This is a genomic window from Nostoc sp. 'Lobaria pulmonaria (5183) cyanobiont' (assembly GCF_002949795.1).
Taxonomy (GTDB): Bacteria; Cyanobacteriota; Cyanobacteriia; order Cyanobacteriales; family Nostocaceae; genus Nostoc.
Genome location: NZ_CP026692.1, coordinates 2,108,070 through 2,125,175, shown reverse-complemented (window position 1 = coordinate 2,125,175; position 17,106 = coordinate 2,108,070). Strand labels below are relative to the sequence as shown.

Genomic DNA, 17,106 nt, shown 5'->3' with positions numbered 1-17,106 from the left:
TCCCTTTTCGGGATTGAAATCAAATTATGTATGACGAAGACGATCTAAGCCTACTCGATATTGAGGAGGAGCTAGAAAGCCCCTTAGATAAAATAGAGCCGCTAACTGCCGAATCAGTTGTGGCAAAGCCAGATCCAGAAGTGATGCTAGCCTTGCTGGAAAATCCCCAGCCCCAGCAAAGAATGTTAGCGGCACGTGCTTTTTGTGATATAGAAGATGCCCGTGCTACCCCCCATCTGATTCGCCTGTTAACTGATACCTGTCCCTTAGTGCGGGTGAGTGCAGCTTATGGCATCGGACGTAATCCCAGTTCAGAGGCAGTAAGTCCGTTAATTGCTCAACTAAACAGCGATTGGAATGGCTATGTGCGTAAAGGTGTTGTTTGGGCTTTAGGAAACTGTCGCGATCGCCGTTCTTTAGCACCCTTAGCAGACGCCTTAAAAACAGACATTTCCGCAGTGCGTTTGTGGGCTGCTAGCGCCTTAGCACAGATGGCAGAAGTCGGTTATGAAGCAGTTATAGGGGCAATACCACCATTAATCGAAGCTTTAGTCCAAGATCCCGTGGCAGCAGTGCGAAGTAACAGTGCTTGGGCAATCGGTCAACTGTGCCGTGAATTGCCTTCTAATGTAGTTTATGCCACAGCGATCGATGCCCTAATTCAAGCCTTTGCCGAAGACCAAGATTTGGGAGTCCGGGAAGACGCCAAAGCCTCACTGTTAGGAGTGGGCGACCCACGTGGCTTGCAACTAATTGAAACCCTAGAACAAGAAGGGTGGTTTTGATTAAACATTGGGCATTGGGCATGGGGCATTATTCTTCTCCTGCTCCTCTGCTTCCCAGCCCTTACTGTCCTTCAGTTACAGGTTTGACCAAATTTAAGTCATAAGGGCGCTCGATATCATCCTCACCCAAATATTCACCATTTTGAATTTCCAGAATAATTAGCGGGATATGTCCAGGATTTTCTACTTTATGTAGAGTTGCTGAGGGGACATAAGTTGATTCGTTTCGATTGAGTAATATTTCCGCATCGCCACAAGTCACCTTTGCCACACCGGAAACTACAACCCAATGTTCATTGCGGTGATAATGAATTTGTGGTTTAATGCTGTGCCGGGGCTTGATTTCAACACGACTAATTCTATAGGTTTCTCCCTCTTCGATTACCTCCACCTCACCCCAATATCGTGTACCTGAATGTGCAGACAATTCGTTGATATTTGACTGAGTATTATTTTCATTAGGAGTCATAATCAATTTCTCAACCAGATAAGTATTAGTATTTATCAGTAATTTACCCTAAACGAGATAAACCTGGGTACAAAGATGCAGTCACAACATCTTAACTTTCTATAAATAATGATAACTGCTCTAATTTGACCCCAGCTTACAGATTTTATCCCCGAATTTATTAATTTTGAATTGTTCACTCCCCCGTATATTGAATCCGATAAATCCGATTATTGGCTTCTTCTGTCAGTAGTAGACTGCCATCTGGCAACACGAGTAAACCTACAGGTCGTCCCCAAGTGGTTGGTACAGAAGGATTTAGCAAAAATCCTGTAAGAAAGTCTTCGTAGTAGCCAAGCGATCGCCCTTTAGCATCGAAGGGAACAAATACAATTTTATAACCAGTACCGCGATCGCGATTCCAAGAACCACGAAAAGCTGCAAAAGCACCATTCCGGTATTTTTTTGGAAACGTTTTACCATCATAAAACTGTAAGCCCAATGCTGCTGAGTGCGCCTGGAACAGCACATCAGGCGTTTGAGTCCGGGCTGCTAAATCGGGACGTTTACTTTTGTCATCTGTCTTTTGGCGCGGATCGAGGTTGTTTGGTGTTAGATAAGCATAGGGCCAGCCATAAAATGCCCCCTGTTTAACGCGTGTCAGATAGTCTGGCACCAAATCATCACCAATTCCATCCCGTTCGTTGACAGTGGCGTAAAGTTCCTTAGTGACAGGATGAAAGTCTAAACCAACAGGATTACGCAAGCCGGAAGCGAAAGTTTGTTGTTGGGAACCATCTAAATTCATCACTTGTATCGAAGCCCGTGGTAGGGGTTCTTCATCTACATTGGTTCCCGATCCAACTGAAATATATAATTTATTGCGATCAGGTGAGACAACGACATTGCGCGTCCAATGATTGTTATAACCTTGAGCGGGCAAGTCGGCAATTTTTTCCCCCTTACCTGTAATCTTATTTTGATCTTGAGTATAAGGAAAACGCACCACAGCATCTGTATTCCCCAGAAAAAAGGAATTACCTGCAAAAGCCATCCCAAAAGGTCTATTGAGTCCGTTGTCCCTACTAGCAAAGGTTTCTCGAACGTCAGCTACTCCATCAGCATTGCTGTCACGTAACAGACGAATGCGATTTTGCCCGGTTTCAGTCACCAAGACATCACCACTGGGGGTTAAAGCTAGCCAGCGTGGGGCATCTAAACCCTCAGCAAAGACATTTACTGTGAAACCTGGTGGTACACGCAGCACTGGATTTTGGGGAATAGGCACAACTTCAGGCTGCTTGGAGGCGCTTTCTGTAGCGAAGGGTGCTGGTAAATTCTTCAGATTGATTCGGATGGGTGTAGGTGAAATTGCTTCAGTACGGACAATATTTTTTGGCTCTGTAGGATTCTGTGTCAGTTGGGCAGAAGGTACAGATTTTTGAGGTGTAGGATTATCTGAGTTAGCGCGAGTCTGATTACAGGCTGCTGCCAAAGTCATTAAAAAAACTGGCAGCAAGAAACGCGCAGGGAGTTTCATAATTGTAGACACTATACACAATGTTCTTACTCTAGACTTGAGGCTTAATAATTGTCGCCAGTCAAAAGTTTGATTTTTCTTAATTAGTCAACCTATTAACAATTCAAAAATAAAGCACTAGTGACTAAATTCTATTCCCAATACCCAATGCCCAAAATTTACACATACAAGCATTAGTTAGTGAGCAAAAAATGTTCTTTCAAATTCTGCTGCTGGTAAGGGACGACTAAATAGAAAACCTTGCATAGAATTACAGTTATGTTGGCGTAAAAAACCTAGTTCTGCTTCTGTCTCTACACCTTCAGCCACTACATCTAGATTGAGATTATGAGCCATCTCAATTAATGGCTTAGTGATAGCTGACTTTCGCAAATTATTAGCAACATTATGGATAAAATAACGGTCTATTTTTAATGTATTAATTGGGAAGTTTGTCAGATAAATCAAAGAAGAATAACCCGTACCAAAATCATCGATCGCAATTTTTACACCCAAAGATTGCAATTCGCTCATAGTAGCGATCGCCCTATTTACATCTTGCATAATCATACTTTCAGTGAGTTCTAGTTCTAAGTAATGTGGTTCCAACTCATTGATAGCTAGAAAAGTAACTATATTATGAATGAAATCTGGTTGATTAAATTCAATTACTGACAGATTTACAGCAACAATAAAGGAACGAATTCCGGCATCACGCCAGCTTTTAATTTGTTGACATACCCTTTTTAATACCCATTTGCCAATTGGGACAATTAAACCTGTAGACTCTGCTAACGGAATAAATTCTGTTGGGTAAATCATCCCCAACTCTGGACTTTGCCAGCGCAATAAACTTTCAGCAGCTACTATTTTTCCAGAAGCAATATCGACTATTGGTTGATAATAAATTTCAAATTCTTGAAAATTATCTTGTCTTATAGCTCGGTGTAAGCTAATTTCTAACAACTGCATTTTTGGAGACAAGTTATTAATTACAGTCTGAGGAGATAAATACCTTTTTAAAGTCGCGTATTTTCCCAACCTGTTCATGATGGCACTTAATAACTCAGATCGAGTAAATGGTTTAGTTATATAGTCATCTGCACCCATATCCATACCTCGACGGAAGTCAGATTTGGCAGTGAGAAAGATGAAGGGAATTGTTGCCGTTGATGGTTCTTCACGTAATTCTGTTAGCACGCCATAACCGTCAGTTTCTGGCATCATAATATCACAAAGAATTAAATCAGGAACTTCGGAGATAGCCAAATTTACCCCGATTCTGCCATTAGCCGCAGCAATAGTTTGAAAATCCTCAGCTTCTAGCAAATCTAAAATATTTTCCCTGACTGCTTCCTCATCTTCTATTATTAATATTTTTGGCATAAATTACCTCATTTTTATATTGTATTATTTAACGGCAAAATCCAGCAATATCTATTACAAAACTAAAAATATTTGTCATCAATATGTTAATTCTCTAGATGTATACATACTTTTTTAAAATTGCTATTTTTAATTCAGTATATAGTATATCAACACCATTTATAGAGGGACAAACTTATTCAAGAAGATATAAAATATATTCTCGATAAAAATTTGCCAATCTGGAATTTTAAATAGGGATTGTCTATATTGACTAAGTAAATTAAACTTGAAAATGCTATCATCTGAGAAAAATTTAATCGAATTTGAAAACAAGTTAGTCAAAATGTATGCCAGAAGTTTTTCATCAATGCAGCAGGTTACAAATTTATATTGAGTGGTGAAAAAAATCAAGCGTCGATAGCACAGATTCATCTGTATTTGTTCTGGCAATTGTCGGCTATGTTCAACCAAATTGAAGGATATTGATTTATACTCTAATTTTTCCACTTCTAATTGAGCAATAATCAACACATCATTCAACATTTCAGTCATGATTATGTGATCTTTGGGCATATTTGTCTGCATGACCCTAATTAGACTTACGGTATAAGTCCAAATCTTCCTCATAAACTTCAATCAAGTGAGTGTATTTGCCTGTCGTAGCTTTACGTAGTATAGCGCGTGTTAGTAACCATTGGGACTTAAGTAATTGTCTCTCAGCGAGAATCTGATGTTGTACCTCAAAGGAACCAATACTAGCATTAACTCTAGTTTTCTCTGTTTCTTGTGCTAGTGCTTGATTGATACTTTCAGGAGTAATATTACCGACAATATTACCTTGATTTTCTATAAGTAGCAGTAGTTTTAATTGCTGCTATTGCAACCGTTATAACACTGAGGCTGCCTCAAAAAATTCTGGCACATTCAATGTCATGACTAAGGTATGCATAACTTCAAAAGTATTGGCTGTTTTCAAGCTAGTTCTAGAAGCTACAAGCATTACCACATCATCTTTGGTGAAGTACCTTACTACCTGCGAAGATGAAAAAACAAGACACTCTTACCCGATGCTACATTAGTGCGTAAGCGTAGCCTGTTATAGACGTAGCATCTACTTTAATAGTGATGTTTTTAACACAACCATCAGCGGCAAACAGTCAATTCTTAACTCTAAGCTTTGTAGCCAGATGAGCTGAGGTAAGGCTTGCATAGATTTTAATGATAGCTATCATCAAATAATAGTTATCTAAAGCTGGTTTTCTAAGTATTTTCTAATATTTTGACGCTAAACAAGTAGTAATATTTGGGATACAAACACTATAAAACGTGTGTTAAGAATTACAAACTAGCTTATATCCAGCTAGTTGGGCATTGGGTATAAGAGGCAGAGGGGCAGAGGGGAAACACTTACTGCAACTTGCTCTCTACTCCCCTGCTCCCCTGCTCCCCGCCCCTCTACCTCTTCTACAAAGGACGCAACTGCACCCGCCGTTCGCCATAACGTAATAGCCTTTCTATAGTTACGAGGCGATTTTCCCAAACTTTGACTTGATAGGAATTCGACTTAATTTCTTGGCTCATCAATACTCGAAATTGAGACTGGAAGCGAGTTAGAGAGGCTCTTGCCACGAGTAACTTATTAGCAGAAGGAGAAGCCGCAAGCTGATTTAAAGCACTGCGTAAAACTTCTGCCTGATTGTTAAAATCTGAAATTTTCTCAGCAGACCTCTGTAGTTGGTCATTTTGGAAAACAAATTTCCATTCCCGTTGTAGGGCGGTGTAACGGATGGCAGCAGTTTGAAAAGGCTGGCGGTAAGGAATCGGTTCACTTGTTGTGGATTGAATTCTACCTTGGGTGTTACTAAAGAGTTTTTGGAGATCGTTGCTAAAATTCTCTGCGGCAAATAGTGCATAACCACTAACTGGCAAGTCCCTTACCAACTGGAGTTGATCGAATGCTCCGATTGTTGGCAAAGAAAGTAAGCGAATTCCCGGCACCAACAAGGTAGCTCCTAATTGTTTAGAGGCAATCCAGGGTTGGGCCAGTCGTTGAAACCGAGAAGTATCCAGAGCATAAGTCATGGGAACAATTAAATCTACATCCCCCCGCCTTGCCCAAGTTTCCCAATTTTGTTGAATTTTCTGAATCCGCTCTATTTCTGGCAAAGGAAATACTGCAACCGACAAAATCAAATTCGGTTGCTTTTGTCGCAACTGCTGTGATATTTGGGCGACAAAGCTATCAACTTGCTCGGTGCGAAATGTTGTCCATTTTTGCCACAAGTCTGCTTGGCTAGGAGAAATATTCACTGGATCTACACCAGTAAGTTTCTGAAATTGCGCTCTTGCAGCTTTCCCATAGCCATAAGTTCGACCTGCTGATGGGTCTTGGAAAGGGTAGCGAATGTAGTCTAGCTGTAGACCATCCACGTTATATTTAGTGACGATTTCCTCAAACAGCTTAAGCAAATACTGCCGCACTTCGGGGTTGGCTGGATCGAAGAATGGCTTAGTCTGACCAACGGGAATCATGTTGCCAAGGTTATCGTAGTTTGCCCAATCGGGATGAGCCGCTAGTACTGGCCCTGGATAATTAGGATTAAGGTTGAGAATTTCATTATGACGTTGGTTGCCAGCAGCAAAAGTCCAAACCCAAGCGTGTAATTCCATGTCTCGCTCATGGGCTAGTTTCACCGCCTCTTCCAGTGGGTTCCACCCACGAATTAATGGGTTTTGCTCTTTTGCGACTTGGCTCGGATAAATTGTATAGCCAGCGTTAACAGTTTCAAAAAAGACGGTATTAATCCCGGCTTGGGCGAGGCGATCAAAAATCTGTGCTAGTCCCGCCTTACTACCAGCACGAACAATCGTCCCCCGATCTAACCAAACTGCGCGAATTTCTGGTTGAGCCAGTCTCCGATCGACAGGAAACTGCTGCCATAAAGTCGTTTTAGCGGCCAGCCATTGCTGACGAGCGAGAGCATAGTTTTTTTGGGCAATCAATTGCGGTAAGTTTTTGGCAATTATCCTTACCTGTGCCAAAGCTTGCTCGTTACTCATGGCTAGCGCCCCCAGTTTGGTTGACGCCAATTGTGTTGGCTGCTCTTTGAGAGATTGAGGGGTATAAGTGTTCAAATGCCTAGAAGACTGCTTTTCCTCAGATATCGCTTCACCAACATTGGCCGCATTAGCTAATACCGCTAAATGAGCGCTTTCCACCCGACCAATCAGATTTTCTAGTTCTTGCTGGAGAGCGATCGCTTGGTTGTGATCAATCGGCTCATTGGAGTTAGGTGCAACATCCAAACGCACTGCTTGTTCTAATTGGTCAATAGCCTCCTGAGAACTTGGGGGTTTGACCATAGGGAGCGGTCTAGGTATGGGAGCAGTCGCAGTTTTAGGAGGAGTGAATGAGGGAGATAAAGGAGATGAACTACCCCTCTGCCCCCCTGCCTCTGTGCTCCCCTGCACTAAGGGTGCAGCCGCCACAGTCGTAGAGCAACTTTGGGAACCTCCTGCTATTTTTTTGGTGCGATTTGATGGCGCTAGTGCTGTCAAATAGTGATTGACACTAGTTTTTAACCAGGCATTATCTAACTCAGCTGCTGAGGCTGTATCTGTTCCCCAGCGCCAGCCTAAAAAGGTAGAACGCTCAGTTGTCACTACTGCGGCCGGATTATCTTTGGAATTCCAAACAGCAGGAGATTCAGTGCCCATATCGTTAGGAATCACAACACCCCCGCGCACTTTACCAAAGAGTCCAGTTTGATTTGTCCATTCTGGGATCTTGGTTTTTGCAGCTTGAATCTGTTCTGTGTCACTAAGGCTGAATCCCCAATAACCTCCCAAGAGCGATCGCAATAACTGCCGTACTCCTGGCGATGACAAACTACCTACAGGCCCACTAGCAATCAAACGCCCTCCCCTACTCATCCAGTCTTCTAGAGCGATCGCTTGAGTTGGTGTTAATGTCTCGACGTTTGGTAAAAATAAGACCCGGCGATCGCCCCAATCTCCCCCACTCTTGACATCACTTAGGGAAATTACACAATATTTCATCCCTATTGTCTGTAAGCGATCGCTTATGCCTCTCCATTGATTTGCATTTTCTTGCCCATACACTACACTCAATACGGGTTCTTCAGTCGCCGCCGTTACTGGCAAAATACTCAAAAAACTTAAAACTACAATTTCACAACTTAAAATAAATAATCTTCTAGCTTCTTTAATTTTTAAATTTATATCTTTTCGTTTTTCCTGATGGTTCACTAGTGACTCCTCACTTTATTATTAATTAATTTAGTTATTAGTCAGAATTCATTAGTACACAATATAGGACTCTAGTTTGATTCCTGGTAGGTTTACTGAGACTCTTACCTGGATTAAGTAAAGCTAATATTTGGCTTTTCAAAAATCAAATACGATTTCTATAAGCTTTTCGTAAAAGTACTTAGTGAATGACCTTTATCAATCTAGCCTATCAAAACCAGTAAAAAATGCCAAGATGGATACTCAACTTCACCAGGCGATTCTATAGAAATTGTTAGCTATTACATTGTGAATTTAATTCAGTTGGTGACTAGCTTTTGAGGAAATTCTGCATAGATATTTGCATAATTGCAGAGAGTTTTCACTTAAATTCAAAAGAGAAAATGCCACTCTTATTTTAATTATCTGTTTTTCATGATTTTTGTGAGTTAAAAAAGTAATACTAGTGCTGCTTGGAACGGTACTAAATAAAGAATAGATTACATGAATTAAAAGCCCTCACCCTAAGTCCCTCTCTTAAGCTTGGGAGAGGGACTTTTAAATGGGTTCCCCTTCTCCCAATTTTGGGTAAAGGGGTTGGGGATGCAAATTTTGTATTTGTGCAAAAGGTTTTATTACTACCCTTGATAATCACCTTTTGAAACAGAGATATTCTAGGTTTGAAAGTAGCATTTATAGATAGATGTGAAGCTAATAAATAACTGCGATCGCCAGGATTAAGCTAAGAATAATTCATCCGAAGCTTATCCAGCATTTTCTATCTAGGGAGAGGACAATAATTTCAACATTCGCAATTACAGCATTCATAATTACTTAAACGGAAAAATAAGCAATAAATTTACAAATTAAAGTTTATTAATTTTGGATTTAACATCCATAGGACTTACGCACATGTCACGCAAAATAAAACCACAGAGAACGCAGAGAACACAAAGGAATAAGAGTTAGAGAGGTTTTTTGCGTAAGTCCTAATCCAAATGCTAGGATGCGACAAAAATGAGTTTAGATTCAAAGGCTTGGAGTAAGTATTAAAGTAGTAAGCAAAAAGACCTTGCATAACGCAGTTAAATTATCTCTAGTATTTTCTAATAAAAACGATCTCCAGCTTAACCTCTCCCGCAACCCCTCTCCTTGGTAAGAATAGGGGTTAGAGGAGAGATTTTGATATATACTTCATTTATCTACCAACTGCTATAAACTAAATAGCCAACAAAAAAAGCTTAAAGAATACAGGTATTGATTAAATCTTCAACTCCTCCTACTGGTAAGATTTTTGTCTCCAATTTGCAGGCTAATTCTTCAATACTCATATCATCTAAAAATACCAATTCCCCATGTTTTAGCATTACATTTGGTAGTAAAATTCCATCTCCCAAATCTTGTCCTTGTAAGTTCAACAGCAAATCATGACCCGTTAATAATCCTGTGACAGTAATATTCTGTCCCCAATAATCGCTGCATAAAGCACGCATATTTACTTTTAAACCTTCAATAGAATTTAATCGTTTCAAGATAGGTTGAAAGGCGTTTTCTACTGCGTTACCTACTACCCAAGTTAATTTTCTCTGAGGATAAACTTTTGGCGGTAGTAATTCTGTTGCAGCAGTTGCAAATTGCTTGATAAACAACTGAATTGAACCAACACCATTATCAATTTGGGGATACTCTTCATATTCAGATTCGCTCGGTAATTCCTCACCTGCAATCAAAAACCACTCATCAGCTAACCAAGCGACGCTAGAGGAAAACTTTTGCCGGAATTGTTGCGAAAGTGTTCGTACTTGAGAAATCACTTCTTTGGCTTTTTCTCTAGTTACGGGTATGAGTTCGTCTTCTGGAGGCCGAAACCTTGTCAGTCCAACTGGCACAACTGCCACCGATGCCACCGCAGGCACTTCACCATTATGAAAGGATGCTAAATCTTTTAGGGTTTGCTCCAGATGTTCGCCATCATTTATACCAGGACAAACAACCACTTGAGCATGAATTTGTAGCCGTCTTTTTTGAAACCACTTGAGTTGTTGCAGGATTTGTCCCGCACGGGGATTTTTCAGCAGTCTAATTCTAACTTCCGCCTCTGTGGCATGAACAGAAACATACAACGGAGATAAGCGCATTTGTTCAATCCGCCGCCATTCTCTTTCTGGCAAATTGGTCAAGGTAAGATAAGAGCCATACAAAAAGCTTAAGCGGTAATCGTCGTCTTTAAAGTACAAGCTGGTGCGCTTACCTGGTGGCTGTTGGTCGATAAAGCAAAATGGACAGCGGTTATTGCACTGAATTAAGCCATCAAATAGGGCAGTTTCAAATTCTAGCCCCAAGTCTTGGTCGTAATCTTTTTCGATTTCCAGGCTATGAGTTTTACCGGCTGCGTCTAAAACTTCTAATTCCAAGACTTCATCAGCACACAAAAACTGATAATCAATTAAGTCGCGGGGGCGTGTACCATTGATTGCAACGATCGCATCCCCAGCTTCAAAACCAATCTCTGCGGCTATTGAGTCTGGAAGAACCTTGGTAATTCGGGCAGGATGAATGGTAGTCATGGGGAATGAGGCATTAGGCACTTGTACTGAGCGTTCGCGTAGCGTCTCGTAGAGAAGTCGAAGTATTGCGCATTATAGCGTTTCTTAGTTGAGTCTAATACAGACTTAACCCCAGCACCTTCCCTACTCGTGTTGGGGAGTAAAATTCAAAACCTCTCTCCTTTTAGGAGAGAGGAATGGAAGTGAGGTTAGATTGTATTGCATACAAACGAGCGGTCGCTATAGTCATTTGCTTTGGATAAAGGACAAATGACTAATAACAAATGACTAATAACTATTATCCTTTCCAACCTGCTGCGATCGCTAGTAAGATCGCACTACCAAATGCTAATCTATACCATACAAAAATCAAAGTATTTTTGGTTGCTAAGTATTTAATCAAAAATGCAATTGATAGGTAGGAAAAAATCAAGGTTGAAATAATTCCTACAATTAATAGTGCAACAATGTTATCTGGCAACTGGTGAGCTTGAAACAACTTGAATATTTTCAAGCTTTTATACAGCGTCGCAATGGTAAGAGTTGGAAACCCTAACAAAAATGAGAATTTCGCGGCTGTAGCGCGTTCTAATCCTAAAAATAAGGCAGTTGTCAAAGTCGAGCCAGAACGGGAAACGCCCGGAATCAAAGCAAGTGTTTGTCCCAATCCAACCAAAATACCATCCCGAATCTGCAATGACTCAAAACCTCGCTTCCGAGTGCCAAGTTTTTCTGCTAAAGCTAGTATAAGTGCCATGATAATTGACATGATGCCAATAATCAATGCACTCTCAGGTAAAATATCTTTCAAAAGAAAGCCGAAAATTAAAGCAGGCATTGTTCCTACTACAATACCGACAAGAATCTTCCATTCTTCGCGTTGCCAGTCTTTGGCTTTTAATGCTTCAATTCCACCTTTGGTAATACTATAAATCAGCGACCAAAAATACCCCACAATTGCGATAACGCTACCAAATTGAATTGCATCAACAAAATCTTTAGAACCTAGTTCTTTCCAACCAAATACCTTAGTAAAAATCAGAAGATGTGCAGTACTGCTGACTGGCAAAAACTCTGTAATACCTTGAACAATACCCAAAATAAAAGCTTGAATAAACTCCATTTGCAATTAATACCTTTTTCGTGTTTTAGACATTATTCTTAGGATGATGATGTTGTTTTATATACTCTCTATTGCACCTAATCTTGTAGAAAACTCAATTTTACTGATCGATAACATCATCGAAGACGCTGACTATGTTCTTACACCCATCTCAATAAGTCAACGAAATTTTGTCAATTCATCAAACTTTAATATTTAGCCCACTGATGTCAGTTCACTTTTAACTGTTAAATTTTACCCCTCACCTGTCTGTAATCCTCTACTTACAAGTAACTACAGAGCAGTAATGTACATAGTGCAACTTTAATGGATTCCTTTGGCAGAGAATGTTTTGTTTGGTTTGCGCCAAGGCTCCTGAAAATTTCAGTATAATTACAATGCCCCAGGGGGGGATTTTAAAGTGTGATATATTAAATAAGATAAAGTTTAGTAACAAATATTAAAAACTTGATTAATAATACACTGTCCTCTTACAGCGTTTCTACCCCTTCTATTGATACCGAGTTGGATTTAGCTGATACTGGGCTGAAGGGTATTAGGCAATTGGAATCTACACTCTCCTTTTCTCCCTATCTTCCCTTATCTAGTTCTGCCCGACAAAGTTGGTTAGTCTTTGCGGCGGCTGTGTTTTTGGTATCAGTACCAGTATTTGTCGAAGCGCCAATAGTGCGATCGCTACCAAGTCTGAGTTTAGCCCTGACAGGATTTTGGGTATGGCTAAGTTTTGCCTTAATGTCACGTCCTGCAACTTATGTCTGGGGGGATTTGCTCTTAGGGTTTAGCTGGAGTTGGTTAGCAGGAGCGATTTACTGGGGCTGGTTACGTTGGGAACCTTTATGGCATCTGCCGGTGGAGTTTATCGGTTTACCGTTTGCTTGTTGGTGTCTGGCGAAGAATTGGGGCAAGGTAGGTAACTGGTTTTATTTAGGTTCTTTACTCGGTACAGTTTTAACAGATGTATATTTTTATATAGTAGATTTGATGCCCTATTGGCGGCAAATCATGAGAGTAGATGCAGATGTAGTACCGCAAATCTTACAAGATGCTCTCATGCAAGTACAAGCACCTTGGGGACAAACTTGGGCGATAATTCTCGCGGTAGTGCTATTAACAGTAGGAATTTCAGCTTTAGGTCGAAATCAAAGACACTGGTATGCCTTTGGTGGCGCAGTTTTAAGCACAATTTTAGTAGACAGCTTATTTTTGTTAGCTGCGATCGCAGCGTAAAGCAGGCAGGAGACACTATATGTTGCAATAAGCGTATAGTAGGCTTCTGTTTTGGAAACTTTTCCCAGCCCAATCTACGACACATCAAAAATGATGCTGTAGATAATTAATTAGTTAAGAAATATTACATAAAACCCATCAGCATCAAGTCTTTTTTGGTAAGGTTTTCAATCTTAGAAATCGTGCAGTTTGGTGTCTGCGTCAGAGGTAGAATCAGCTACCCTGAAAAGATTTCATCTCACTGGGAATACAACCGGGATCGTGGATGCAACGCTATTGCAGCTATGCAGGTACTCTTTCCATGATGAAAATTTTTGGCAAAAGTACAGTCAAACCCAGTAACCGTAAATATTGTGGATATTAATACGCTGTATATTAGTTTCTGATGACTGCTGTGTTGACTAAGCTATCAGCTTTTGTCCTTTGTCCTTTGTCCTTCGTCCTTGGCGCTCTCACGTAGAGGCATTAACGGCTTCCCGCAGAGTATGACTAATGACTAATGACTAATGACTAATAACTGTTGTTAGCTTAAAACTTTTATTTCTGTTTGATGGAAAGAGGTAGAAAAATCGTGAAAGGATTGGCGCGTTTATTAACAGTGTTTAGTTTGTTACTTAGTTGCTGGGGATGGTTGGGAACAACTCAAATAGCCCAAGCTGCTAGTTTCAACAGTTTTGCTTTTCCCCAAGTCCCAGTTCTGGCAATTGAGCGGCAGAATCGGGCAGACGCTAAACTAGGAACGGAGTTTGGTAAAAAAATTGATTTGAATAATACCAACGTCCGAGCTTTTCAACAGTTTCCAGGGCTTTATCCCACCCTAGCTAAGAAAATTATCACCAATGCTCCCTATCAAAAGGTAGAGGATATATTGGATCTACCAGGATTGAGCGATCGCCAAAAACAAACCCTGCAAGCCAACCTTGAGAAATTTACCGTGACAGAACTAGAGCCTGCCTTTAATGAAGGAGACGATCGCTTTAACAACGGTATCTACAGATAACTAAATTGCAGTTAATGTAGCAAATAGCAGCCCACTCCTGATTCTAGGGAGTGGGAGTATTTTATTAAATATGAGGGGAATGAGGGAGACAAGGGGGACAAAGTAAAATCTTCCCTGCTCCCCTGCTCCCCTTCTCCCCTGCTCCCCTTTCTCCCCCATTACCTTGTCTCAGATAGATATTCCCAGCCAATTTGATGTCTTAGTAGTCGGCGCTGGTGCCGCTGGACTATACACATCGCTGTGTCTGCCAGAATCCTTGCGAGTCGGCTTGATTACCAAAGAAACCGTTGCTTTGTCCGCCAGTGATTGGGCACAAGGTGGCATTGCCGCAGCGATCGCCCCAGAAGATTCTCCAACACTGCACATTGAAGATACGATCCAGGCGGGTGCAGGTTTATGCGATCGCACCGCTGTCGAATTTCTCGCCCAACATGCCCCTAGCTGTATTCAATCCCTAGTTAACTTGGGGGTAGCTTTTGACCGTCATGGTCAAGCCTTGGCTTTAACTTTGGAAGCCGCCCATTCTCGCCGCCGTGTTCTCCACGCTGCGGACACCACAGGCAGGGAAGTTACTACCACCCTCACCGCCCAAGTATTACGTCGCCAAAATATTCAAGTCATTCAGCAAGCTTTAGCTTTGAGTTTGTGGATTGAACCTGAAACTGGTCGTTGTCAAGGAATTAGCCTGTTTTATCAAGGTAAAATTACCTGGATAAGAGCTGGTGCTGTGGTACTGGCAACAGGCGGCGGTGGTCAGGTATTTGCCCAAACCACGAACCCGGCTGTAAGTACGGGTGATGGGGTCGCGATCGCAGCTCGTGCTGGGGCTATCCTCCGCGATTTAGAATTTGTCCAATTTCACCCCACTGCTCTCACTAAATCTGGTGCCGATCGCTTCTTGATCAGCGAAGCTGTACGCGGCGAGGGGGCACATCTCATCGATAATGAAGGGCGACGTTTTGCCTTTGACTACCACCCTGCGGGTGAACTTGCACCTAGAGATGTGGTCAGTAGAGCAATTTTCAGCCATTTGCAACGTACCGCCCTTGATTTGGCTACTGCCCATGTGTGGTTGGATATGCGCCCCATCCCCGCCGAGAAGATTCGTCTCCGCTTTCCTAACATCGTCAAAGTTTGTCAGCATTGGGGCGTTGATGTCTTCCACGAACCAATTCCTGTAGCGCCAGCTGCCCATTACTGGATGGGTGGAATTGTTGCGGATCTGATGAATCGCACTAATATCCCCGGTTTGTATGCAGTAGGTGAAACAGCTAGTACAGGTGTGCATGGGGCAAATCGCCTTGCTAGTAATTCCCTGTTGGAATGTATTGTGTTTGGGGCCCAGATGGCTAATATTAAGTTAGAAAATATTGGGCTGCCCTCAGAAACACCAGTGCTGCCGTTACGGGAATTTAATGTTGATGCTAGTGAGTGGCACATCCAACAAGCACAGCTAGAAGCACTCAGGGAGAAGTTACCGCGTTTAGTATGGGAAAGTGCTGGTATTTGTCGAGAGCAATCAAGGCTGGAAACTGCGATCGCTACTATTGAATCTTGGCAGCAAGATTTCGCTGCCTTGCCTTTAAGTCAATTCTTGCTTGCTTTACGTCCAGCAGAACCCGCTAGTTTTGACCTACCAGATGTTGAACGCCAATTGGGACTTTGGGCAGAAACCCGCAATTTATTAGATGTAGCCGATTTAATTCTCAAAAGTGCTGCTTTTAGAACCGAAAGCCGAGGCGGACACTTCCGTTTAGATTATCCTCAACCAGACCCAAGTTGGCAAGTCCACACACTTGTACAAACAAATAATTGGTGGAAATCTCCACTATTGTCTTGAATAAATTACCTTAAAGAGTTTGACGGTTTTCAGCAACCTTAAGCACAACATCCTGCAATAAACTGCCAAGTTAAGGATGTGTGTTCAAGACGGTAGCTACCTCATTGTGCTGCCTTACCACAATTTATAGCAAAGTGCTGAGTGCTGTTAGCGGTAGGGGTGCGTTTAGCCATACTGAGTATAAACCCAGTTGCTTCAAGGCTTTGAGCAATCAACACTGTCCTAACATATCTGACTACAGCTATAAAATCTAAAATTCAAAATTGCCATCAACGCGTGCCGCTACCATTATGACTGTCGGGGCCACCATAATTTGGTGGAATATATATGTCTTTTAAATTTTGAGAATTGACCTTGCGGGCGATTAAGGTGTTACTGCTAGTAGCGCCTAAAGCATTAGCACTTGCAGTACTGAATATATCTGTGCAAGCAGCAATTTTAGGTAGCAGTATGTAAGCACTTATGCAGAATATCATAAACTTTGTGATTCGTAAGTTAGTTTTCATAACTCTCCGTAAATTTACTAGTTTTTAATTTTAGAAAGCATTTTTTATTTTTCACCGTGTATTTACTAGGCTTTTTTAAAAAAATATTTTAACTCTATGAAATTATTGCTGATCGCCTACAAACCATTGTGGTATTTGCTTGTAGATTAACCTTACTTTGACGATATTAAATAGTCTTTATACTTAAGTCGTATTTTTAATAAGCGGTTTTTACATCAGTCTAAGGTTAGATATATTGATAGATAACTGCGAGGATTTTGCTTAATTCACTATTTATTAATAATATCTTAATGTTTTTAAGTATAAACACTATGTTAAAAAAATTTGTGGTTCATAAAGACATGAAATAATACTTACTTGATTGTATAGTTAAGACTTAGATGAGTAACAATCTGTAAAGATAAAACAACATATCTGTCGTAATTATAAAGATTTTAAACATCAAAAAACAGCGTAATAAGCGCATAAGTACGAGTATAATTCTATTTGTAAAAAT

Annotated in this window: 12 protein-coding genes; 4 read left to right on the top strand and 8 right to left on the bottom strand. The window is 41.0% G+C overall.

The genetic code is table 11. The features are described from left to right. The first annotated feature begins 26 nt into the window (after positions 1-26). Positions 27-785 (top strand): HEAT repeat domain-containing protein, encoded by a 759-nt coding sequence (locus NLP_RS09110; RefSeq protein ID WP_104906121.1) that lies wholly within the window; start codon positions 27-29, stop codon positions 783-785. A 61-nt stretch (positions 786-846) separates the two neighbouring features. On the opposite strand, the gene NLP_RS09105 is transcribed toward NLP_RS09110, so the two are convergent. The 7 genes from NLP_RS09105 to NLP_RS09075 all read right to left on the bottom strand — a co-directional run bounded on the left by NLP_RS09105 (position 847) and on the right by NLP_RS09075 (position 12,037). Continuing rightward, positions 847-1,254: a phosphomannose isomerase type II C-terminal cupin domain gene (locus NLP_RS09105; protein WP_104906120.1), complete on the bottom strand. Its 408-nt coding sequence runs from the start codon at positions 1,252-1,254 to the stop codon at positions 847-849. Between the two features lie 175 nt (positions 1,255-1,429). Continuing rightward, positions 1,430-2,773, bottom strand: coding sequence for a PQQ-dependent sugar dehydrogenase (locus tag NLP_RS09100; RefSeq protein WP_104906119.1), 1,344 nt, complete (start codon positions 2,771-2,773; stop codon positions 1,430-1,432). Between the two features lie 177 nt (positions 2,774-2,950). Then, a complete protein-coding gene (locus NLP_RS09095) occupies positions 2,951-4,138 on the bottom strand; it encodes an EAL domain-containing response regulator (protein WP_104906118.1) in 1,188 nt (395 codons plus the stop codon). A gap of 159 nt (positions 4,139-4,297) precedes the next feature. Next, positions 4,298-4,672 carry a hypothetical protein gene (locus tag NLP_RS09090; protein ID WP_158680322.1) on the bottom strand — a complete coding sequence of 125 codons (375 nt, stop codon included), beginning with the start codon at positions 4,670-4,672 and terminating at the stop codon, positions 4,298-4,300. Between the two features lie 912 nt (positions 4,673-5,584). Beyond that, positions 5,585-8,389: a glycoside hydrolase family 10 protein gene (locus tag NLP_RS09085; RefSeq protein ID WP_104906116.1), complete on the bottom strand. Its 2,805-nt coding sequence runs from the start codon at positions 8,387-8,389 to the stop codon at positions 5,585-5,587. A gap of 1,220 nt (positions 8,390-9,609) precedes the next feature. After that, complete coding sequence (locus tag NLP_RS09080) at positions 9,610-10,935, bottom strand: TIGR03279 family radical SAM protein (protein WP_104906115.1); 1,326 nt, start codon at positions 10,933-10,935, stop codon at positions 9,610-9,612. A 277-nt stretch (positions 10,936-11,212) separates the two neighbouring features. Further along, on the bottom strand, positions 11,213-12,037 hold the full coding sequence (locus NLP_RS09075) for an undecaprenyl-diphosphate phosphatase (RefSeq protein ID WP_104906114.1): 825 nt from the start codon (positions 12,035-12,037) through the stop codon (positions 11,213-11,215). A 447-nt stretch (positions 12,038-12,484) separates the two neighbouring features. Between NLP_RS09075 and NLP_RS09070 the strand changes: the two genes are divergently transcribed. From NLP_RS09070 to nadB, 3 genes are all read left to right on the top strand, one after another. After that, on the top strand, positions 12,485-13,264 hold the full coding sequence (locus NLP_RS09070; protein WP_199784786.1) for a DUF3120 domain-containing protein: 780 nt from the start codon (positions 12,485-12,487) through the stop codon (positions 13,262-13,264). Positions 13,265-13,835: 571 nt separating this feature from the next. After that, on the top strand, positions 13,836-14,264 hold the full coding sequence (gene psbU / locus NLP_RS09065; protein WP_104909818.1) for a photosystem II complex extrinsic protein PsbU: 429 nt from the start codon (positions 13,836-13,838) through the stop codon (positions 14,262-14,264). Between the two features lie 163 nt (positions 14,265-14,427). Further along, the gene (nadB, locus tag NLP_RS09060) at positions 14,428-16,104 is read left to right on the top strand and encodes an L-aspartate oxidase (RefSeq protein WP_104906113.1); all 1,677 of its coding nucleotides are present in this window, start codon (positions 14,428-14,430) and stop codon (positions 16,102-16,104) included. A 269-nt stretch (positions 16,105-16,373) separates the two neighbouring features. On the opposite strand, the gene NLP_RS09055 is transcribed toward nadB, so the two are convergent. Next, positions 16,374-16,610 carry a hypothetical protein gene (locus tag NLP_RS09055; RefSeq protein WP_104906112.1) on the bottom strand — a complete coding sequence of 79 codons (237 nt, stop codon included), beginning with the start codon at positions 16,608-16,610 and terminating at the stop codon, positions 16,374-16,376. Positions 16,611-17,106 lie beyond the last annotated feature (496 nt).